Below are 15,803 nucleotides of genomic sequence, written 5' to 3'. Positions count from 1 at the left end.
TGCCGTTCGTCGTCTCTGTCCGCTACCGGTTCTCGAACTCGAGGATGCCGTGCCTGACCACGCACTGCACCCGCATGAGTCCGCACCGGTGACGAGCCCGGTCAGCTCTTCGGTCCGAACTCCCGCAGAAAGGTATTCGACGTGATCACCCCTGAATCCGAGCCCCGCTCTCCGGATGGTGCGCGGGATCAGCGAGGTCTCGACCGTGGTGTCGGCAGCCGAATTCCGCAGGACGCGGCAGACGGGAGACGCAAGATCCGTTATTGGGACCGCTTCTACGGCCGACCGCAGGAGTCCCTGCCGCAGACCCGGTTCGAGCTGGACTCGTTCCGTCGGCACGTGGGCCCCGAGCGCGGACAGATCGCGATTGACGTGGGGTGCGGGCGGGGCACGCTGGCCGCGGCGATGGCCCGGACGGGCATGACCGTCACCGGCTACGATTGGTCCAGCGTCGCCATCGCGGCAGCGCGAGACAGGCACTGGAGCAAGCGACTGGACTTCGCTGTCCACGACTTCCTCACCGAGGCGGTGCCACCCGGTCTTGAGCCGGGCAGCGTCGACGTGGTGGCCTGCCGCCTGACCATGCCGTACCTGGAGCCCGAGCGGTTTCTGGAGAACGTCTGTGGCTGGCTGCGTCCGGGCACCGGGTGCTTTTACCTGGTGGTGCAGGTGATGGAGAGGCAGCCGCCAGAGAAGGCATTCGCGGGATATCCGGAGGCGGTAATCGAGGAGATCCGAGCGGGTTGGAAGGACGCCGAACGCTGGGACGTGAACCCGAGCGGTTCCGTGACCGGCCTTGCGCTGCGCGGCCCGCAGGGCTGACAAGTTCCGCCTCCTTGCTCGGTGCCGGACAGACCAGGCCGGGGGCGATTCCAAGAGAGCAGTCCCTTGTTCGCCCCGGGCACAGTTCCCGGTCACCTGTATCGCAGCGCCCCAAAGGGGGAGTTCAGTGGCCTATTCACGCGCAGGAGGGGCCGTCCGGCCCTTCTGCGCTGGGTGACGATGAGCCCGGTGCCCAGCAGACGTAGCGGCGTGGGACCTGGACTACGGGGCAGTTGGCCCCCGCCGGAGCGGGGGCTCGCGCGGAACTCGCCACGGCCGTACGGTCATCAGGGCCCGGCTCAGATCGTGCTCGACCCAGACCCGGGGTGGCAAGGTCAGACGCTGGTAGGGGTGGGACTGTATGCGCGGGCCTGGGTGGTCCACATTGCGGCGTACTCGCCGTCCGCGGCCAGGAGGCTGTTGTGGGTGCCTTCTTCGAGGACGCCTCCGTGGTCGAGGACGATGATGCGGTCGGCGTGCTGGGTGGAGCCGAGGCGGTGGGTGATGAGGATGACGGTTCGGTCGGCGGCGAGTTCGCGGATGCGGTCGTAGGCGGCCTGTTCGGCTCGTGGGTCGAGGGCGCTGGTGGGTTCGTCGCAGATCAGCAGGGGTGCGTCCTTGCGGGCGTAGGCGCGGGCTGCGGCGATCCGCTGCCATTGACCGCCGGAGAGGTCCCGGCCGCCGGACTGGGAGGGGCGAATGTGGGTGTCGAGGCCATCGGGGAGTGATTCGATGACCTCGGTGGCGCCTCCGGCGTGGGCTGCGGCGAGAACGGCGTCATCGCTCTGGTCGCCTTGGCCGAGGGTGATGTTCTCGCGGATGGTGGCCTGCCAGCGGGCGATGTCCTGGGGCAGCATCGCGAGGCGGGAGAAGAGCTCGTCGGGGTCGACAGTGGTGAGGTCGGTCGTGTCCCAGGTGATGGTGCCGCTGGTGGGCGCGTAGAGACCGGCCAGAAGTTTGGCCAGGGTGGACTTGCCGGCGCCGTTGTGGCCGACGATGGCGAGGATCTCCCCGCGGCGGACGGTGAGGGAGATGTCGGTGAGGACGGGGGTGGCAGCACCCTCGTACGCGAAGGTGACGCGGTCGGCGCGGATGACGGCGGGGTTCGCGGGAACCGGTGCGGGGTCGGCCGGGAGGGTCGTGCGGGCCTTGGCATCGGTGAGGAAGGTGGCCCAGTCGTTGAGGTAGAGGCCCATGCGATAGGTGGTGGTCAGGCCGGTGGCCATGCCGGTCAGGAGCGCGCGGCTGGTCTGGACGGCGATGAGGGCGGTCGCGGCGTCGGCGGTGGGGATCCTGCCGTGGACGGTGAGCCACAGCAGGGCGCCGTAGACGACGAGGGCGGCGGCGCCGGCAAGGGTGTCGCCGACGAGTTGACGGCGGGCGTTGTCGGCGCCGATGAGGGCGGTGTGGTCCTCCAGGCGGCGGCTGACGGTCTGGTACTGGTCGAGGAGCCAGGGCCGCATGGTGCCGGCGCGGACGTCGAGGGCGGTGCTGCGGCTGGCGGCGAGGTACATGAGGATGTGGCGGGTTCGGCGGTCGCCGACGGCGTGCCGGTCGCCGCGGTGGGTGGCTTGGGCGGCGCGGGCGGCGGCCCAGGCTCGGGGCAGGACGGCCAGGAGCAGCAGGGGCAGCAGCAGCGGGTCGAGGGTGGTCAGGATGCTGGCGGCGGCGGTGATGCCGAGGGCGGCACTGGTGACAGCGACGAGGGATCCGAGGACCGTGTGGGCGTCCTTGGCGGCGCGGTTGGCGGCCTCCCCGTGGTCACACCAGGAGGGGTCGTCGTAGGCGGCGAGGGGGACGCGGGTGGCGGCCTCAAGGTAGGCGAGTTCGGCGCGGCTGTCGACGGCGGGCCCGAGGCGGGCGGTCGTGGCGACGGTCCCGGCGGAGGCCAGGGAGCGGGCGGCCGCGACGGCGGCCAGGGCCAGGAGGGCGAGTTCGGCGCGGTCGAGCCGCTCCAGAGGGGCGCCCGCCGCGAACAGGGCCGCGAGCGCGGTCCGGGTGAGGTGGAGGGCGGCGGCCGTCAGCGCGCCGACGGCGAGTTGCAGGCCGAGCAGGCGCAGAAGTGCAGTGCGGTCGGCCTGCCAGGCCAAAGCCAGGGCGATGCGGGCCAGGCGGGGCAGCGTACGGGCCATCGTGACCAGGCCGTCGGTGTGGTCCTCGTGGCGTTCGCTGCCGAGCGTCCACGCGGTGAGCGGTTCGGGGCCCGGCCGTCGGCGGCGGCGGAGGCGGTTGCCGAGCCGCTCCCCGAAGGGGATGCGGGGGTGCGGGGCGGTCGGGGTGCGGGGCTGTGTTTCTGTCACACCTCCCGCAACGCTTCACCCATACGGGTGGATACGCAACTACCCCTAGTCCATCGCGCGTTCGAATCGCTCGGTGGTGAGAACGGGCAGGTAGGGCCAGACGCGGTCGTTCTCGTCCTGCCCGATCACGTGCCCGTCGGCGACGACCCAGGCGTGGGCGCCGCGCGGCACGAACCGCGCCCCCAGGACCCACCGGACCGGGCGGCCGGTGAGTGCAGCGGCCAGGTGGACGGCGAGGGACTCCTCCAGGCAGGCGACGCGGCCGGGCCACCAGGTCCCGACGGCGCGGACGGCGGCGAGGGCGGCTTCGGCGTCGTGGACGCGGGCGGCCGGGTAGTCGGGCCGCGGCGAGGGCGACGGTGACGACGTGCCGGATCGGCAGGAGCCGCAGGAGCAGCAGGGGCGCGGTCAGGCCGATGGAGGCGGCGGCCCAGTCTCGGAAGGCGGGGCGGGCGGTGGGGGCGAAGCGGACCGTCGGGGGTGGCCCGGGTGGGGTGCGGTGGACGGGGCGTCCGGCGCGGAGGCGGTCGAGGTCGGCGGCGACGCGGGTGAGGTCGGCCCGGACCCGGTCGGGGTCGGCGCCGGACGCGGTCGAGCGGGCGGTGGCCTCCTCGATGGCAGCAGCCCGTTCGAGGACGCCCGCTGGCAGTCAAGGAGATCGGCGGCGATGGGGTCGAGGACCTTCCATCGGCCGGTCGCGAGGTCGAGAACGGCCGCTCCGGCGGGGCCGCGTGAGACATAAACGCGGGGCGCGGTCATCGGCTGGTCTCCCGGGCCGGTGTCGGCTCCCACCAGGCGTCGAAGGAAGTGGGGCGGTTCGTCAGCCACACCTCGATGGCGACCAGGGTGTGCAGGCTCTCTCGAGATCGGCCGGGGAGCCGTGGATCGTCCGGTCCAGGGAGGACAGGACGGCGGTGGCGTCGATGAGGCCCGTCTCGGCCAGGGCCGATCGGGTGAGGAGAGCACGCAGGGCAGGGGCGTTGACACGGAGGTCGTCGTAGACGCCGGTGAACGGGGTCTTGGTGCGGCGGGTCAGGACCGGGCGTGGACGAGGCCGGTGAGGGCGGCGCGAGCCAGGGGTTTGAAGGCACCGGAGCCGGTGTACGGGATGCCGAGCTGTTCCAGATGGCCCTGCATCACCTCTGATCACTTCCAGCAGCCCCACGCCTGATCCGATCGTACGTGCGCGTCCTGGACGCTTCGCGTGCGAATCGCACGGATAGGTGGACACGAATTCGCGTGACACGTAAGAATTAACTCAGCTCACCGTCGTGGGTAAATTGGAGATCGATGCGTGGGCCGCCGACAGGGAGAAGGCCCTGCCCCCAGCAGGGACAGGGCCGGACACTGGCCACGAGACCACCGGCCCCGACGTCTAGTCCACGTCGGGGCCGGTTCAGATCAGCAGGTCCAGCGCCTTCGTCACCACAGCGGAGACCGCTGCCCCGATGACAACGAGCGCCAGATCACGCCTCCCTAAGCGTCCCAGCCACTTGCCCATGCTCTCCTGCATGACCCTCCCTCGATATCGCTCTACTGGGCATCATGTTCCCTGGACTTGCGCGCGATTGAGACTCAGTGCGTGAGCACTCAGCCAAGAATAATGGTGACGAGCAGGGATACAACCCTTTCTGGGAGTACCCAATCGATTAGACGGACCGCTGCTCAATGAGCTGTTCCAGATCTAACGGATTGGATGCCCTGCTTCACATACCTCACCTTCAGCTGCGGCGGGAACTGCTGCCCGACGCCGTGCGCCCGGCCGGTAGTCACCAGACGTGTTGTTGGGGTCGAGCGCGAAGCCGCGCGGCCGGACATCAGGCACGAGGGCAGTGACGTCGACCCACTTGCCCTCATTGCGGCGCCAACCGGCCGTCATGGTCTGCCCGTCCGCGCTGAACGATCCCGGGCGGGACGCGTGACCGGATCGCCGCAGTGCCGCCGGCCGCGCGTAGTACCACTGCTCGAAGTGGAGGAACAACTCCGCCGACTCGACCTTCGCGAGAAGTCCGCGACCGGCCTGCGATTCGGCAGATCGTGGACGACCTCTACGCCAAACACCCCCACCTGAGCGGAGTCCGCGAACTCGTCGCCGTCACCGCTGCATAGAAGGGCTTCGACGGGTCAAGTACCTCGTCCTGCGTACCGACCGGTACAAAATTCAATCTTATGTAGGCTCGCCGAGCCCACACCACGTATGCCAGAAGGACGCCACGTGACCTACCCACCGCCGTGCCCTTCCCCGCACTCGCCCGTACGGCGCTGGTGGCAGCACCCGGCACTGATCATCGTCGCCCTATTCATCCTCCCCCGGCGGGTATCGCGCTGGCCTGGGTGAGTCAGTGGAACCAGGCAAAGAAGATCATCGCCACCGTGCTCGCCGGCCTCTGGTTCCTAACTCCCCTCCTTGGAGATCCCCCGAAGGAAACTCAGGCTGACGCGAAGCCCGCCCAGCATCCGGCGGCTACGAAGACTCCTGCCATCACCCCCACGGTGTCCCAGAGCGCGGCGCTGAGCTACGTCGGGAAGGTTCTCAAGGACGCCAAAGCCGTGGCGTACGCGGACGGCTACAACGCGATCTCGCACGACGCATCCCCAGACGACGCCAGTCAGTGGGATGACGACAACTGGAGGGTCTGCTTCCAGACTCAGGCGGCTAAGCCTGTCGGGAAGATGCCCACGCTCGACTTTGGTGTGGTCCGCAACGAGGCGCCGTGCCCGGCGAAGGACGGCGACCCGCTGCCGTACCCGAAGATGCCGAAGGTCGTCAGTCTCACTTTCTCCAAGGCGTCTGAGACCTTCAGGCCCATCGGGCTCAAGGCGATCGAACCGCAAAGCGCCTACACTGACGTCACCCTCCCGGCCACCGTGGACGACTGGACCGTCTGCTTCCAGGACCCCGCCGAGGGCAAGGAAATCAAGGACCCGAAGACCGTGACTGCCTATCTCAAGGTCGCGGCACCCGGCACGGCCTGCCCAACAGCGGAGCACACCCAGCTGCACCCGGACCCCGAGGTTCCGGGAGACAGGGACGACTCCGGCAACTCCTCTTCGGGCGGAGCGTCTACCGGTGGTGCCGGCGGCAGCGTCTACTACAAGAACTGCACGGCTGTTCGCGCCGCCGGAGCCGCCCCGATCCGTCGCGGCGACCCTGGCTACGGCCGCCATCTCGACAAAGACGGCGACGGCGTGGCCTGCGAATAGAGCTGACGGAACCCGAGAGCGCCGCCGATAGCACGACACCAACGAAGGACTGCAAGAATGAAGAAGATCGTCTGGGCGACTGCCGCCGCGATACTCGCCCTGGCCACTGTAGGCGCGTGCGGCTCGGCCAACGAACAGGCCGAGAAGGGCCGCAATGCGGGACAGACGCCCCCCGCTACCACTCCATCCACCCAGCCATCCACAGTGCCCGCGGAGACTTTCGACCCTGCCAAGGATGTGTCCGAGGCCGTCTTCCGGGCCCGGGTAGCGGGCGAGAAGAAGGGTGCCGCATTCGCCGGTTCGGGCGACGTGAACCCCTGGTGTGAGACGGGCCACGGCTACGCGGAGAAGGCAGAGCGCACCGCCTATGAGGTCGCCTGCCGTCGCGTGGCGCGCGCGAAGTAACCCCACGCGAAGCCCCCGACCGGTTCACTGGCACGGGGCTTCGCTATTTCTGCATTCTGAGATTGCTTGGCTAGGCCACTGACCTGGGGAGCCCCGCCCTTGCTCGTCTGACACCGCCGCCCCGCCCCCACCACCATCGGAAGCAGGGTGCCGTGCTGTCCGGCTTCGGTAGGGTGCTGCCCCTTCTCCAGGGAGGTACGACGTGGAAGATGAACCCCTCGACCGGTGGGCTGCCCGCCGCCAAGGGCGCCTGCGCAAGCCCGGCGAACTGAAGGCCATCACACTCGGCACCGGGCAGCAGCGCGCCGCCCATCTTGATCCGGATGCCCCGCGCATGATCTTGGAGTGGGACGGATTCGCCTGGCAGGCGTTGACGATGGTGGAGAACTACGCGGCGGCATGCCGCGCCCTCAGCCCGCCGCCTGAAGCCCTGCCCACCACCCAGGCCGAGACGCCCGGCCCCACCCCCGGCCGAAACCCCCTGGCCCCGGGAAAGGGACGTCACCGGAAGCCCCGGCCCTGACCGCCCGCACCTGGCATGTATGCCGCTGCCCCGCACACATCAATGCCCCGCCCGAACGACCTCCGCTGTCGCACTGGAGTCTGAGAAGGCGGTAGCGACCGAAGCCAGGCTGACGACCCCTGACGACGCGCTGCCTGTCGGTGGCCGAGATGAGGAGGGTCTGGCAGGGTCCGGGCGGCCGCCCGCCAGTCGGCGGTGCTATTTCCGGACCCGCTGTCACACCCGCGTGAGATCGTGACCGTGATCAGGAACTGACGGAGGGATACGAGCACGTGACTCGGTTACAGCTGACTCGTACGCACCGGATACTCATCGGCGTCGTGGTCGCCGGAGCCGTCGTCATCGCGGGCATCGGCTTCGCGGGCTCGTACTCCGCGGTGCGGGCACTCGCCCTGCAGAAAGGCTTCGGCAGCTTCTCGCTGGTGTTCCCGATCGGCATCGACGCGGGCATCTGCGTCCTGCTCGCGCTGGACCTGCTGCTGACCTGGATCCGGATCCCCTTCCCGCTGCTGCGCCAGACGGCGTGGCTGCTGACGATCGCGACGATCGCGTTCAACGGCGCCGCGGCCTGGCCGGACCCGCTGGGTGTCGGCATGCACGCCGTGATCCCGATCCTGTTCGTGGTGACGGTCGAGGCCGCCCGGCACGCGGTGGGCCGGATCGCGGACATCACCGCGGACCGGCACATGGAGGGCGTGCGCCTCACCCGGTGGCTGCTGTCCCCGGTGCCGACCTTCAAGCTGTGGCGCCGGATGAAGCTGTGGGAGCTGCGCTCCTACGAGCAGGCGGTCGGCATGGAGCAGGACCGGCTGATCTACCAGGCGCGGCTGCAGGCGCGGTACGGGCGTTCCTGGCGGCGCAAGGCTCCGGTGGAGGCCCTGATGCCGCTGAAGCTGGCCCGGATCGGCGTGCCCCTGTCCCAGACGGCCCCGGAGGGGCTGGCGGCGGCGGGCATCGACCCGGCGCTGCTGCCCCCGGCGCCGGACACTGCCGATCACCTGACGGTGGAGCGGGCCGATACGCCGCAAGCCGTTTCGCTCGCCGCCCACGGCCCGGTGGGGGAGCCGGCCGTAGCGGACCCTTCAGCTCGCGGTGGGGGTTTAACACACGCGCTGGAGCCGGCTGCCGATCAGGACTGGTCTGGCCGCGCCCACCCCTACGGTCCGGAATACGAATCAACCACGAGCAGGCCACAGCCAACCGCTCCCCGAGCCCAGTCGGCTCATATGACGGAGATGGAGCTCTGGAAGGCATACCGCTCCTACGCCGCGCGCATCGGCGAGTTCCCCGACGCCACAGTATTCGTCGCTCACCTGGCCGAGGCCTACGGAGTAGTGGACCCCATGTCGGGTGCGCCTCTGCCGACGACGGAGGTGGAGGAACTGCTGACCGGGTTCCCCGGCGTCCGGACGGTCCGGACCGCCGACGATTCGGTGACCGGTCACGGTACGGGCGACGGTCCCCACCCGTTCTTTGAGCCCGCGGCGGCCCGAAGTGACGTCCGCGCACCCGCCGTAGATCCTGCGTCCGGTCAGGTACCGGCGCCCTCGGCGGCGCCGGATGACCGGCTGTCGACCGTAGGAAGTCACCAGCAGACGTCCCTTGACGCGCTGACCGATCCCGCCTCAGCCCGAGTAGGGGAGGCCGGGAACTGGGAGGCCACGGTCACCGACACCGGTGCGGCTGCCGCTCGGCTGCCCCAGCAGCAGACCGAGGAGCCTGACCTGGACCCGCTCCAGCAGCAGATCCTCACCGTCGCTGCGTGGCTGGCCGAGGCAGAGGAAACCGGTGCGAAGCTGTCCGGGGCAGAGGTTGCCCGCCGCTTGAAGGTGTCCCCGAAGACCGGGCAGCGCCGCGTGATCGACGCAGTCAAGCACCTTGCCGAGCAACGCCGCCAGCAGGGGCGCACACACCTTCGCTCAGTCTGAAGGGGGCAGCCCCCAGGTGACCGGCGACCCTGACCGTGACCCTGGTGACTGAGCACCGGTGACCGACGCTGGTGACTGGTGACGGTGTTCCCGATCGGCGCTGGCCACGACCGATCAGAAGCCCAAACCAGAGTCTTCCTGAGCGACGGGTGACAGCGCGGCGGTCCGCCGTCGCACTCAACGCGCTCGACCGTGACCGGTACCAGCAGCCACACGCCTTTGACCTGACCGATGACCGGTGTGCAAAGTGACCGCCCTGCGCCCCCGGTGACCGGCTCGGCCTGCATCGGCCACCGGTCATGACCGATTCCCACGTTACCGGTCACCACGGCTCCGGACCCGAACCGCTGCGCGCGCCGCGGGCCGTGGGCCTGGTGACTTGCGCGGAGCTGTGACGGAGCGCTTCATTTGGCGAGTGAGCGGTCGAGTTGGCGGATTGAGCGCCATCCCATGTCCTGGCGTGTCGAGACTGGCGACGCGCCCCATGGGCACTACGGCCGGGATCGCTCGGACTGATCTGTAGAACCTTGCTGCACGTCGCGCCTCGGCTGGCCTCAGGAGTTGCTGTCTCCGCCCAGACCAGCCCTTCCAGAAGCACCTCGCCACCCGGCGCGGCGCGTGCCGGCGCCGAAGTGGTTACAGAAAGTATTCCTCCGTCAGGGAATTGGTCGTCACGGGAGCATTTGACGTGCGGTACATGCGGCTTGGTATCTGGGTGACGGCGTTGATCATCACCGCTGCCCTCGTCATCGTCACAGCGCGGAACGGGAGGGGTTTCGCCGAGCCCGGGACCTTGCTCGCGGTGTTGGCATTCCTTGTGGCCGCCGGCGGCCTGGTGCGGAACCTGCTCCATGACGTTGCCGAAGCCGAGCAGGAGGCTTCATCCCCCGAGCGGCTGGACCGCCTTTCCGGGCGACTGGCTGACGCTGTCAAGGACGAATGGCAGGAGGAGTGGCGGCTGCGTCGGCTGCAGGATCCCGATCCGCTGCCCGTGCCCTGGGCCTTGCCGGAACCGTGGCTGTCCGACGCAAGCGGCGATTGGCACGACACCGTAGACCCCGGCGACCGCTGGGAGAACATCACCGAGGTCTTCAACCGGGTGCCCTCCAAGCGGATGGTGGTACTTGGCGCTCCAGGAAGCGGCAAGACAGTCCTGGCAGTGCGCTTCACTCTGGACGTACTACGGGGGCGCCAACCCGGCGAACCTGTCCCGGTGATCCTCTCGCTCTCCAGCTGGCGGCCTGATCGCGAGAGCCTCCGCACCTGGGCGGCGGCCTCGCTGGCCACCATAGGGATCGCACGAGTCCAGGAGCTCTTGGCCAACGGCCGAGTTCTGCTGGTACTGGACGGCCTGGACGAGATTCCCCCACCTCTGCGGATCCGTGCAGTGAGCAGGCTGAACGCTGAGCTGGACACCGCCACCCCCGTCCTGCTGACCTGTCGAACGCACGACAATGCCGAGCAGGTCGAGAGCGGGGATGCCTTCACATCAGCCGCGGTCGTAGAACTGAGCCCGCCCTCCTTCGACGACGTGAGCACTTACCTCGTACGCACCGCGCGACCGATGCGAGGAGCTGCGGGAGAACGAACCACGCGCTGGGACCCGGTCCTCGCCAACCTACGAGATCATCCGGACGCTCCCGTCTGCCGCACACTGCGCCAGGTCCTCCAGACGCCGCTGATGGTGGCAATGGCGCGTGCCGTCTACGGCAATGGCAGGGCCGACCCCGCAGAGCTCCTCGATCCGCGCTTCACCAACCCCGCCGACCTTGAGCAGCACCTACTCGAGGGATTCGTGCCGGCGGCCTTCAGCGATTCTCCTGAAGCCGACCAGGCTGGCCGATGGCTCGGATTCCTCGCCGCACACCTGGAACGTCGTCAAGCCCGTGATCTTGCCTGGTGGCGCCTGCGACTGGCGTTGCCGTGGCCTCTGCGCCGCCTCGGGCCGATCCTGCTTCTGGGAGCCGTCGGCGTCACGATCAGCCTCGCCCTGGCTCCGACGGCGGGATTGGTGGCACCCGTGGCAGCCATCGCCGTGCTTGTCGGCGTCTGCATCGGGTACGTCGTCCTGTCGCATGGTCCAGGATTGACGCTGCTACAACGAGGCCGCGTCGTACGAGGGCTCTTCCCGGTCGTAGGAACGGCCGTCGTACTTGGCGCCATCGTTGGCACCACAGCACGCCTCGGTGGCGAGGCATTCAACCCCTTCATCTTGGGACCCCGGAAGTCCGACCCCTGGAATTTGGTGCGCGGCGGGGAGCCAGCTTGGCTGGCGCTGACCGCGGGCCTGGCCACCGTCGTGGTCCTGGCTGTGATCGGCATCGTCGGCGAGCCGGTACCCTCCACTGCGTCCTTCAGCGGCCGTCGCCAGTCCAGGACAGCCCTCGTTCTCGCTGCCGCCGCTGTGCTGACCGCGGTCGGTTCTTACCTGCTTTGGGGCAGCGACACCCTCGTTATCGGCGTTTCTGTGTCGGTAATTACGCTGTTTTATGCGCTGACAGCTGTCAGCGGAGCGAAGGCAAGCCCGGATGTCGGGAGCACAGTGGCGGCCCGACATAGGCCCCAAGGAAGAGCCAGGAGGCGGCGGCGACTGGGCCAGGCAATGGGCCGGGGTCTGTCGGCTGGGCTGATTGCCGGATTCTGTCTCGGCGCTTCTTTCGGTCTGGCGGCGGGGGCCGCACTAGCCATCCGGACCGGTATGCACCAGGCGATTCCCGAAGGCCCCGATGCGTTTACGTTGCGTCCAGGAATCCACTGCGTGAGAACCCCGGGTGGCTGGAGCCACTGCAAGTCGCCGGAGGGCGAGCGATTCGTGCGCGCCTCACGTGAGGCTGAGGTTGTCCGCGTCGACGACAAGCGCAGCTGGGCGGGTACGCCGCAGTTCACCAAGGAGGCATGCGCAAAGGGAAACGGTGTACCACCTTCCGTGGGCTCATCGAGCTTCACGTCCCAACACGCCGCTTCGACATCGCCCCGGTCGTCATTAGGCTTCCCGACGGCACCTACGCCAACTGGTACCCCTGGTACCCCGTGGACCAACTGCCCCCTCCGACACTTCAATGGCTCACCGAGGCGGGCCCGGGGCTGCGGTTCAGTAACACCGTGACCTTCGGCCTCGTAGGCGGACTGGCCATCGGCCTGGTCGGCGGCATCGTCGCCGCACTGCACAGGTGGCTGTTCTCACCGGTGGACATCGTCTGCGCGCTGAGTCCGCGAGCGAGTCTGCGCACGGACCGAACGACAGCGATCGCCCAGGGCCTCATCGTGTCCCTCTTCGGCAGCCTTGCCACCTTTTTGCCATTCCTGGCTCTGCAGGAACAGGAGAGTTCCCTGGGAGGCCAAGTCTCGGCGCTCGTCTGGCCTCTGGTCGGATCCCTCGCTATCGCCTTGAGCGCGTGGGGTTGGTTCCTCACTGCACGCCTGTGGCTGTGCGGTACCGGCAAGCTGCCCTGGCATCTGATGACCTTCCTGAAGGAGTCCCATCGTCGCGGAGTTCTCCGGCAAGAAGGCGCCGTGTACCAGTTCCGGCACGCCAGAGTGCAGACACAGCTGGCGGCGGCATACGAACAGCAGGCCTCCGACACGACTTGACACGACTGAGCACCTTGTCTGGCGAGACTCGCCAACTGAAGGGTTCTGACCGCTCTTCCGTGACGACTACGCCAGGAGGACAGCCGAGTCTAGACCGGGCAGGCGCCTGAGCAGCACCGGATCTGTGCTCATATCCTGAGCTGATGTACGAGACCTCCGCCGCTCTGGCGACCGCCCGCTGGCCGCTCGCCGCGCCCGCGGAGACCGACTGGCTGAGGGAACTGGCCGCCGAGGACGGGCTCACCGGGTTCATGCCGCCGGCGCTGCCCGACGCGGCCTGGGTACTCCATGCCATGTACGAACATGAACTCGGGCCTTTCGGCAGGTCGTACGTCGAGTACCGGAGGGCCTTCCTGAACAGGAACAGCACCAGCCCAGAGATCATCCCGGGTCTCGACCCCGCGGAAGTGCTCACCGACCCCTCGGACACCTTCGCCAAGTCCACAGGCGAGCACCCCGGGCCACGCTATCGCCGCCTGCGCTGGGCTGAGCTCGCCCGGCGGACCGGAGATCCTGTGGCCGCCGAGGGGTGCCTGCCCTGCTACACGTCCTTCCCTTCTCTCCGCGAGACGGGCGGCTGGCCGGTCGGTATCACCGGTCCGTCCGAGGGCAGCCTGGACCGTGCCGACTGGAACCGACTGGTCGAGATCCTCACCGAGCACAGCCCTCAGGGCGCGGACACCCGCTGCCTGGCCTACTACACCCCGCTCGGGCAAAGGGCCAAGGACTTCGACAACCTGCACGTCCGGGCCGGTCGGCTCGCGGACGCCAAGGCCTTGTACGACCACCCCGAAGAAGAGTGCTGGACCCCCTCCAACCTCTGGGCCCACGACGGGTCCTGGGTCCTGTGCACGGACTACGACGTGTGGGCCACCAAGGTCGCCGGCCCGGCCCCGCTCGTCGAGGCCCTCCTCAACGACTCAGAGATCGAGGCCGTACGACTGCCCTGGGCCCCCTGATCCGACCGCCGACCTGGGATGGCGACGGTCGCCCCATTCCCCACCTCGGCCAGTTCGGCGTCAGGTAGTTCCCCACCCAGGTGGTCACATTCCCTCATGGGGACGCTGACCGCCGCCTGTCGCCTCCTAACGGGAAGTCACATGGCCGCGAGATAGGTAACCGTCAATGACGGGTATGGGCTTCGGGCTCCCCGCCTAGCGTCACAGCCCAGCCACCGCTACCAGTCCTGACCGGCGCCGTATAAGGCCGACCATCCTGGTGAAGGTAGGTTGATCACCAGTTGGCGGGTGGCCGTGGGGAGGAGCTGCTGTGACAGAGATCGAGGTCCCGGGGCCTGAGCCCGACTGGCAGCCGGCCACGCAGCCGCCCTACTACACAGGCAAGAACCCCGCCAACCAGTACAGCGTCTGGGAGCACTCCGCCCCGCTGTTCCAGATGATCGGAGTGCTGGCGCTGTCGGTGCAGCCGGTCGCTCAGCGGCTGCGTCTGCACGTGGAGCGGTCGTGGGACGGGTTGGACGAGCTCGATGTCGTTCTGTTCCGGCTGGAAGGGTTCAGCTTCGCGATCAGCAAGCACGACGGCAATCCGCTCGGCGTCTCGTATGTCTGGCTCACCCAGCCGCACGAGCAAGCCGACAAGGCCCTGGACACCCTCCTGGAGACAGTCGGGATCGGGGAGGACGCCGTCGCGTTCCGCGGAGACGCCCATGATGTTCGAGCAGAGCAGATCGCCACATCACAGGAGACCAGCTCTCCTGCCGAAGCTTCCGGCGCCGCCTCGCCGACCTCTCTGTGGGCAAGGTTCCGCCGTGCCATCGGCGTGACATCAGCCACCCCATAGTCACCCTCGACGCTTGACAACGGTCATTGGGAATCAGGCCCAGGAGCGGGCCGTGAGTGGAGGCCGATCCTCGGGTGACCGATCCGAGCGCTGGGACTGGTGACCGATCGACGGCTCGCAGATCACCGGTGAGTGGGGCTGCCGCGGTGGCTTAGGCCTGGGCTGACAGGCGACCGGGCTGGTGGCCAGCGAATGGTGACCGATCCCGGGCCGGGTGACCGGTCACCGATCGACGGGTCATCGGTCACCGAGACGTCGACCGTCCCGCGCTGCGGGGCGTGGGCTGGTGACTGGTGCAGGAGGGGGCCGGTGACTGGTGACCGATCTGGGCCCGGGTGCCCGGTGACCGATTGACGGCTCGTCGGTCACCGGTCACGACCGATTTCCTCGGCACTGGTCACCGGTCACCGAGACCCCGACCACCGCCCCCGCAGCTGGCCGTGGGCCTGGTGAGTGGTGCGGGGTGGGCCGGTGAGTGCTGACCGATCCTCGCGTGACCGATCCGAGCGCCGGGGACTGGTGACCGATCGGCGGCTCGTCGGTCACCGGTCATGACCGAATTCCATGTCACCGGTCACCACGGCTCGTGACCCCGACCGCTACCCGCGCCGCGGGCCGAGCCTGGTGACTTGCGCGGAGCGGGCCGGTGAGTGGAGGCCGCTACGCTGACCGGTCATTGACTGGGGAGGCTGTGCGATGAGTTCGGTGCTGTGTGTCGATCCCGACGGTGGAACGACCCTGATGCCGTGGTCTGATGATGAGCTGCAAAGGGCCTTGCTGATCCGGGCCGGGGTCGCAGGCCCGGCGGATACGGGGGTCTACCACCGCCGTGCTGTGCTCCACGTGCATGGCAATGGGCAGGCAGAGCGGCTTCCGCTGAACCTGGCCGTGTGGGTGCTGGCTTCGGTGTGGCGGGGGATCGAGCTGCCGTACGGTCTTCACGGCACGGTGATGGTGACCGGCCCGCAGTCCCAGGAGCTCGAAGCGGACCTGGTGGCGGAGGTTCAGGCTGTTTGCGTGGCGGTGGCTGAGGTGCGTGCCGAGTGGCAGAACCGCCCGCCGGCCAGCGAGCGCGCCGCCCGCGCCGAGGTCCTCGCCGCGGCACGGTACGCCAGGGATGCACTGCGCGCTCCGACGGCCTGAGTGGCTGTACGGCCGCGTGGCTTCGTTCACTTCAAGCGGTTCTGGCTCAACTTCTGTGGAGCTGCGCCGGGCGCGCTCGTGCCCACC

General features: G+C 68.7%; 11 protein-coding genes and 1 pseudogene. 10 read left to right on the top strand and 2 right to left on the bottom strand.

Translation table 11 applies throughout. The features are described 5' to 3' along the window. The first annotated feature begins 141 nt into the window (after positions 1-141). Entirely contained in the window at positions 142-822 is a 681-nt protein-coding gene (locus tag JIW86_RS00690; protein ID WP_257552018.1) for a class I SAM-dependent methyltransferase, read from the top strand. A 335-nt stretch (positions 823-1,157) separates the two neighbouring features. On the opposite strand, the gene JIW86_RS41415 is transcribed toward JIW86_RS00690, so the two are convergent. Together JIW86_RS41415 and JIW86_RS00675 are read right to left on the bottom strand one after the other, a co-directional pair. Next, the gene (locus JIW86_RS41415) at positions 1,158-3,122 is read right to left on the bottom strand and encodes an ABC transporter ATP-binding protein (protein WP_263862056.1); all 1,965 of its coding nucleotides are present in this window, start codon (positions 3,120-3,122) and stop codon (positions 1,158-1,160) included. A gap of 45 nt (positions 3,123-3,167) precedes the next feature. Further along, positions 3,168-3,467 (bottom strand): annotated as a pseudogene (locus JIW86_RS00675) (lasso peptide biosynthesis B2 protein); the annotation flags it as partial. A gap of 1,989 nt (positions 3,468-5,456) precedes the next feature. Here JIW86_RS00675 and JIW86_RS41900 point away from each other — a divergent pair. The 9 genes from JIW86_RS41900 to JIW86_RS00630 all read left to right on the top strand — a co-directional run bounded on the left by JIW86_RS41900 (position 5,457) and on the right by JIW86_RS00630 (position 15,716). Continuing rightward, a complete protein-coding gene (locus tag JIW86_RS41900; RefSeq protein WP_416237501.1) occupies positions 5,457-6,326 on the top strand; it encodes an excalibur calcium-binding domain-containing protein in 870 nt (289 codons plus the stop codon). Between the two features lie 57 nt (positions 6,327-6,383). Beyond that, complete coding sequence (locus JIW86_RS00665) at positions 6,384-6,731, top strand: hypothetical protein (protein WP_257552017.1); 348 nt, start codon at positions 6,384-6,386, stop codon at positions 6,729-6,731. 202 nt (positions 6,732-6,933) lie between these two features. After that, a complete protein-coding gene (locus tag JIW86_RS00660; RefSeq protein ID WP_257552016.1) occupies positions 6,934-7,254 on the top strand; it encodes a DUF6087 family protein in 321 nt (106 codons plus the stop codon). Between the two features lie 272 nt (positions 7,255-7,526). Further along, on the top strand, positions 7,527-9,182 hold the full coding sequence (locus tag JIW86_RS00655; protein ID WP_257552015.1) for a DUF2637 domain-containing protein: 1,656 nt from the start codon (positions 7,527-7,529) through the stop codon (positions 9,180-9,182). A gap of 697 nt (positions 9,183-9,879) precedes the next feature. Further along, on the top strand, positions 9,880-12,288 hold the full coding sequence (locus tag JIW86_RS00650) for an NACHT domain-containing protein (RefSeq protein WP_257559175.1): 2,409 nt from the start codon (positions 9,880-9,882) through the stop codon (positions 12,286-12,288). Next, positions 12,285-12,773: a hypothetical protein gene (locus JIW86_RS00645; RefSeq protein ID WP_257552014.1), complete on the top strand. Its 489-nt coding sequence runs from the start codon at positions 12,285-12,287 to the stop codon at positions 12,771-12,773. Before JIW86_RS00650 ends, JIW86_RS00645 begins: the two co-directional genes overlap by 4 nt. 143 nt (positions 12,774-12,916) lie before the next feature. Beyond that, a complete protein-coding gene (locus JIW86_RS00640) occupies positions 12,917-13,732 on the top strand; it encodes a hypothetical protein (protein ID WP_257552013.1) in 816 nt (271 codons plus the stop codon). 310 nt (positions 13,733-14,042) lie between these two features. Further along, a complete protein-coding gene (locus JIW86_RS00635) occupies positions 14,043-14,573 on the top strand; it encodes a hypothetical protein (protein ID WP_257552012.1) in 531 nt (176 codons plus the stop codon). A 696-nt stretch (positions 14,574-15,269) separates the two neighbouring features. Continuing rightward, the gene (locus tag JIW86_RS00630) at positions 15,270-15,716 is read left to right on the top strand and encodes a hypothetical protein (RefSeq protein ID WP_257552011.1); all 447 of its coding nucleotides are present in this window, start codon (positions 15,270-15,272) and stop codon (positions 15,714-15,716) included. Positions 15,717-15,803: the final 87 nt, after the last annotated feature.

The sequence above is a fragment of the Streptomyces sp. NBC_00162 genome (assembly GCF_024611995.1).
In the GTDB taxonomy this organism is placed as follows: Bacteria; Actinomycetota; Actinomycetes; order Streptomycetales; family Streptomycetaceae; genus Streptomyces.
Note: the sequence above shows the minus strand (reverse complement) of the source record. Positions and strands in the feature narration are given on the sequence as shown.

Excerpts from the sequence above, each read along its gene's own strand:
- JIW86_RS00665 (WP_257552017.1), top strand. The coding sequence starts at position 6,384 with ATGAAGAAGATCGTCTGGGCGACTGCCGCCGCGATACTCGCCCTGGCC.
- JIW86_RS00650 (WP_257559175.1), top strand. The coding sequence starts at position 9,880 with ATGCGGCTTGGTATCTGGGTGACGGCGTTGATCATCACCGCTGCCCTC.
- JIW86_RS00640 (WP_257552013.1), top strand. The coding sequence starts at position 12,917 with ATGTACGAGACCTCCGCCGCTCTGGCGACCGCCCGCTGGCCGCTCGCC.
- JIW86_RS00630 (WP_257552011.1), top strand. The coding sequence starts at position 15,270 with ATGAGTTCGGTGCTGTGTGTCGATCCCGACGGTGGAACGACCCTGATG.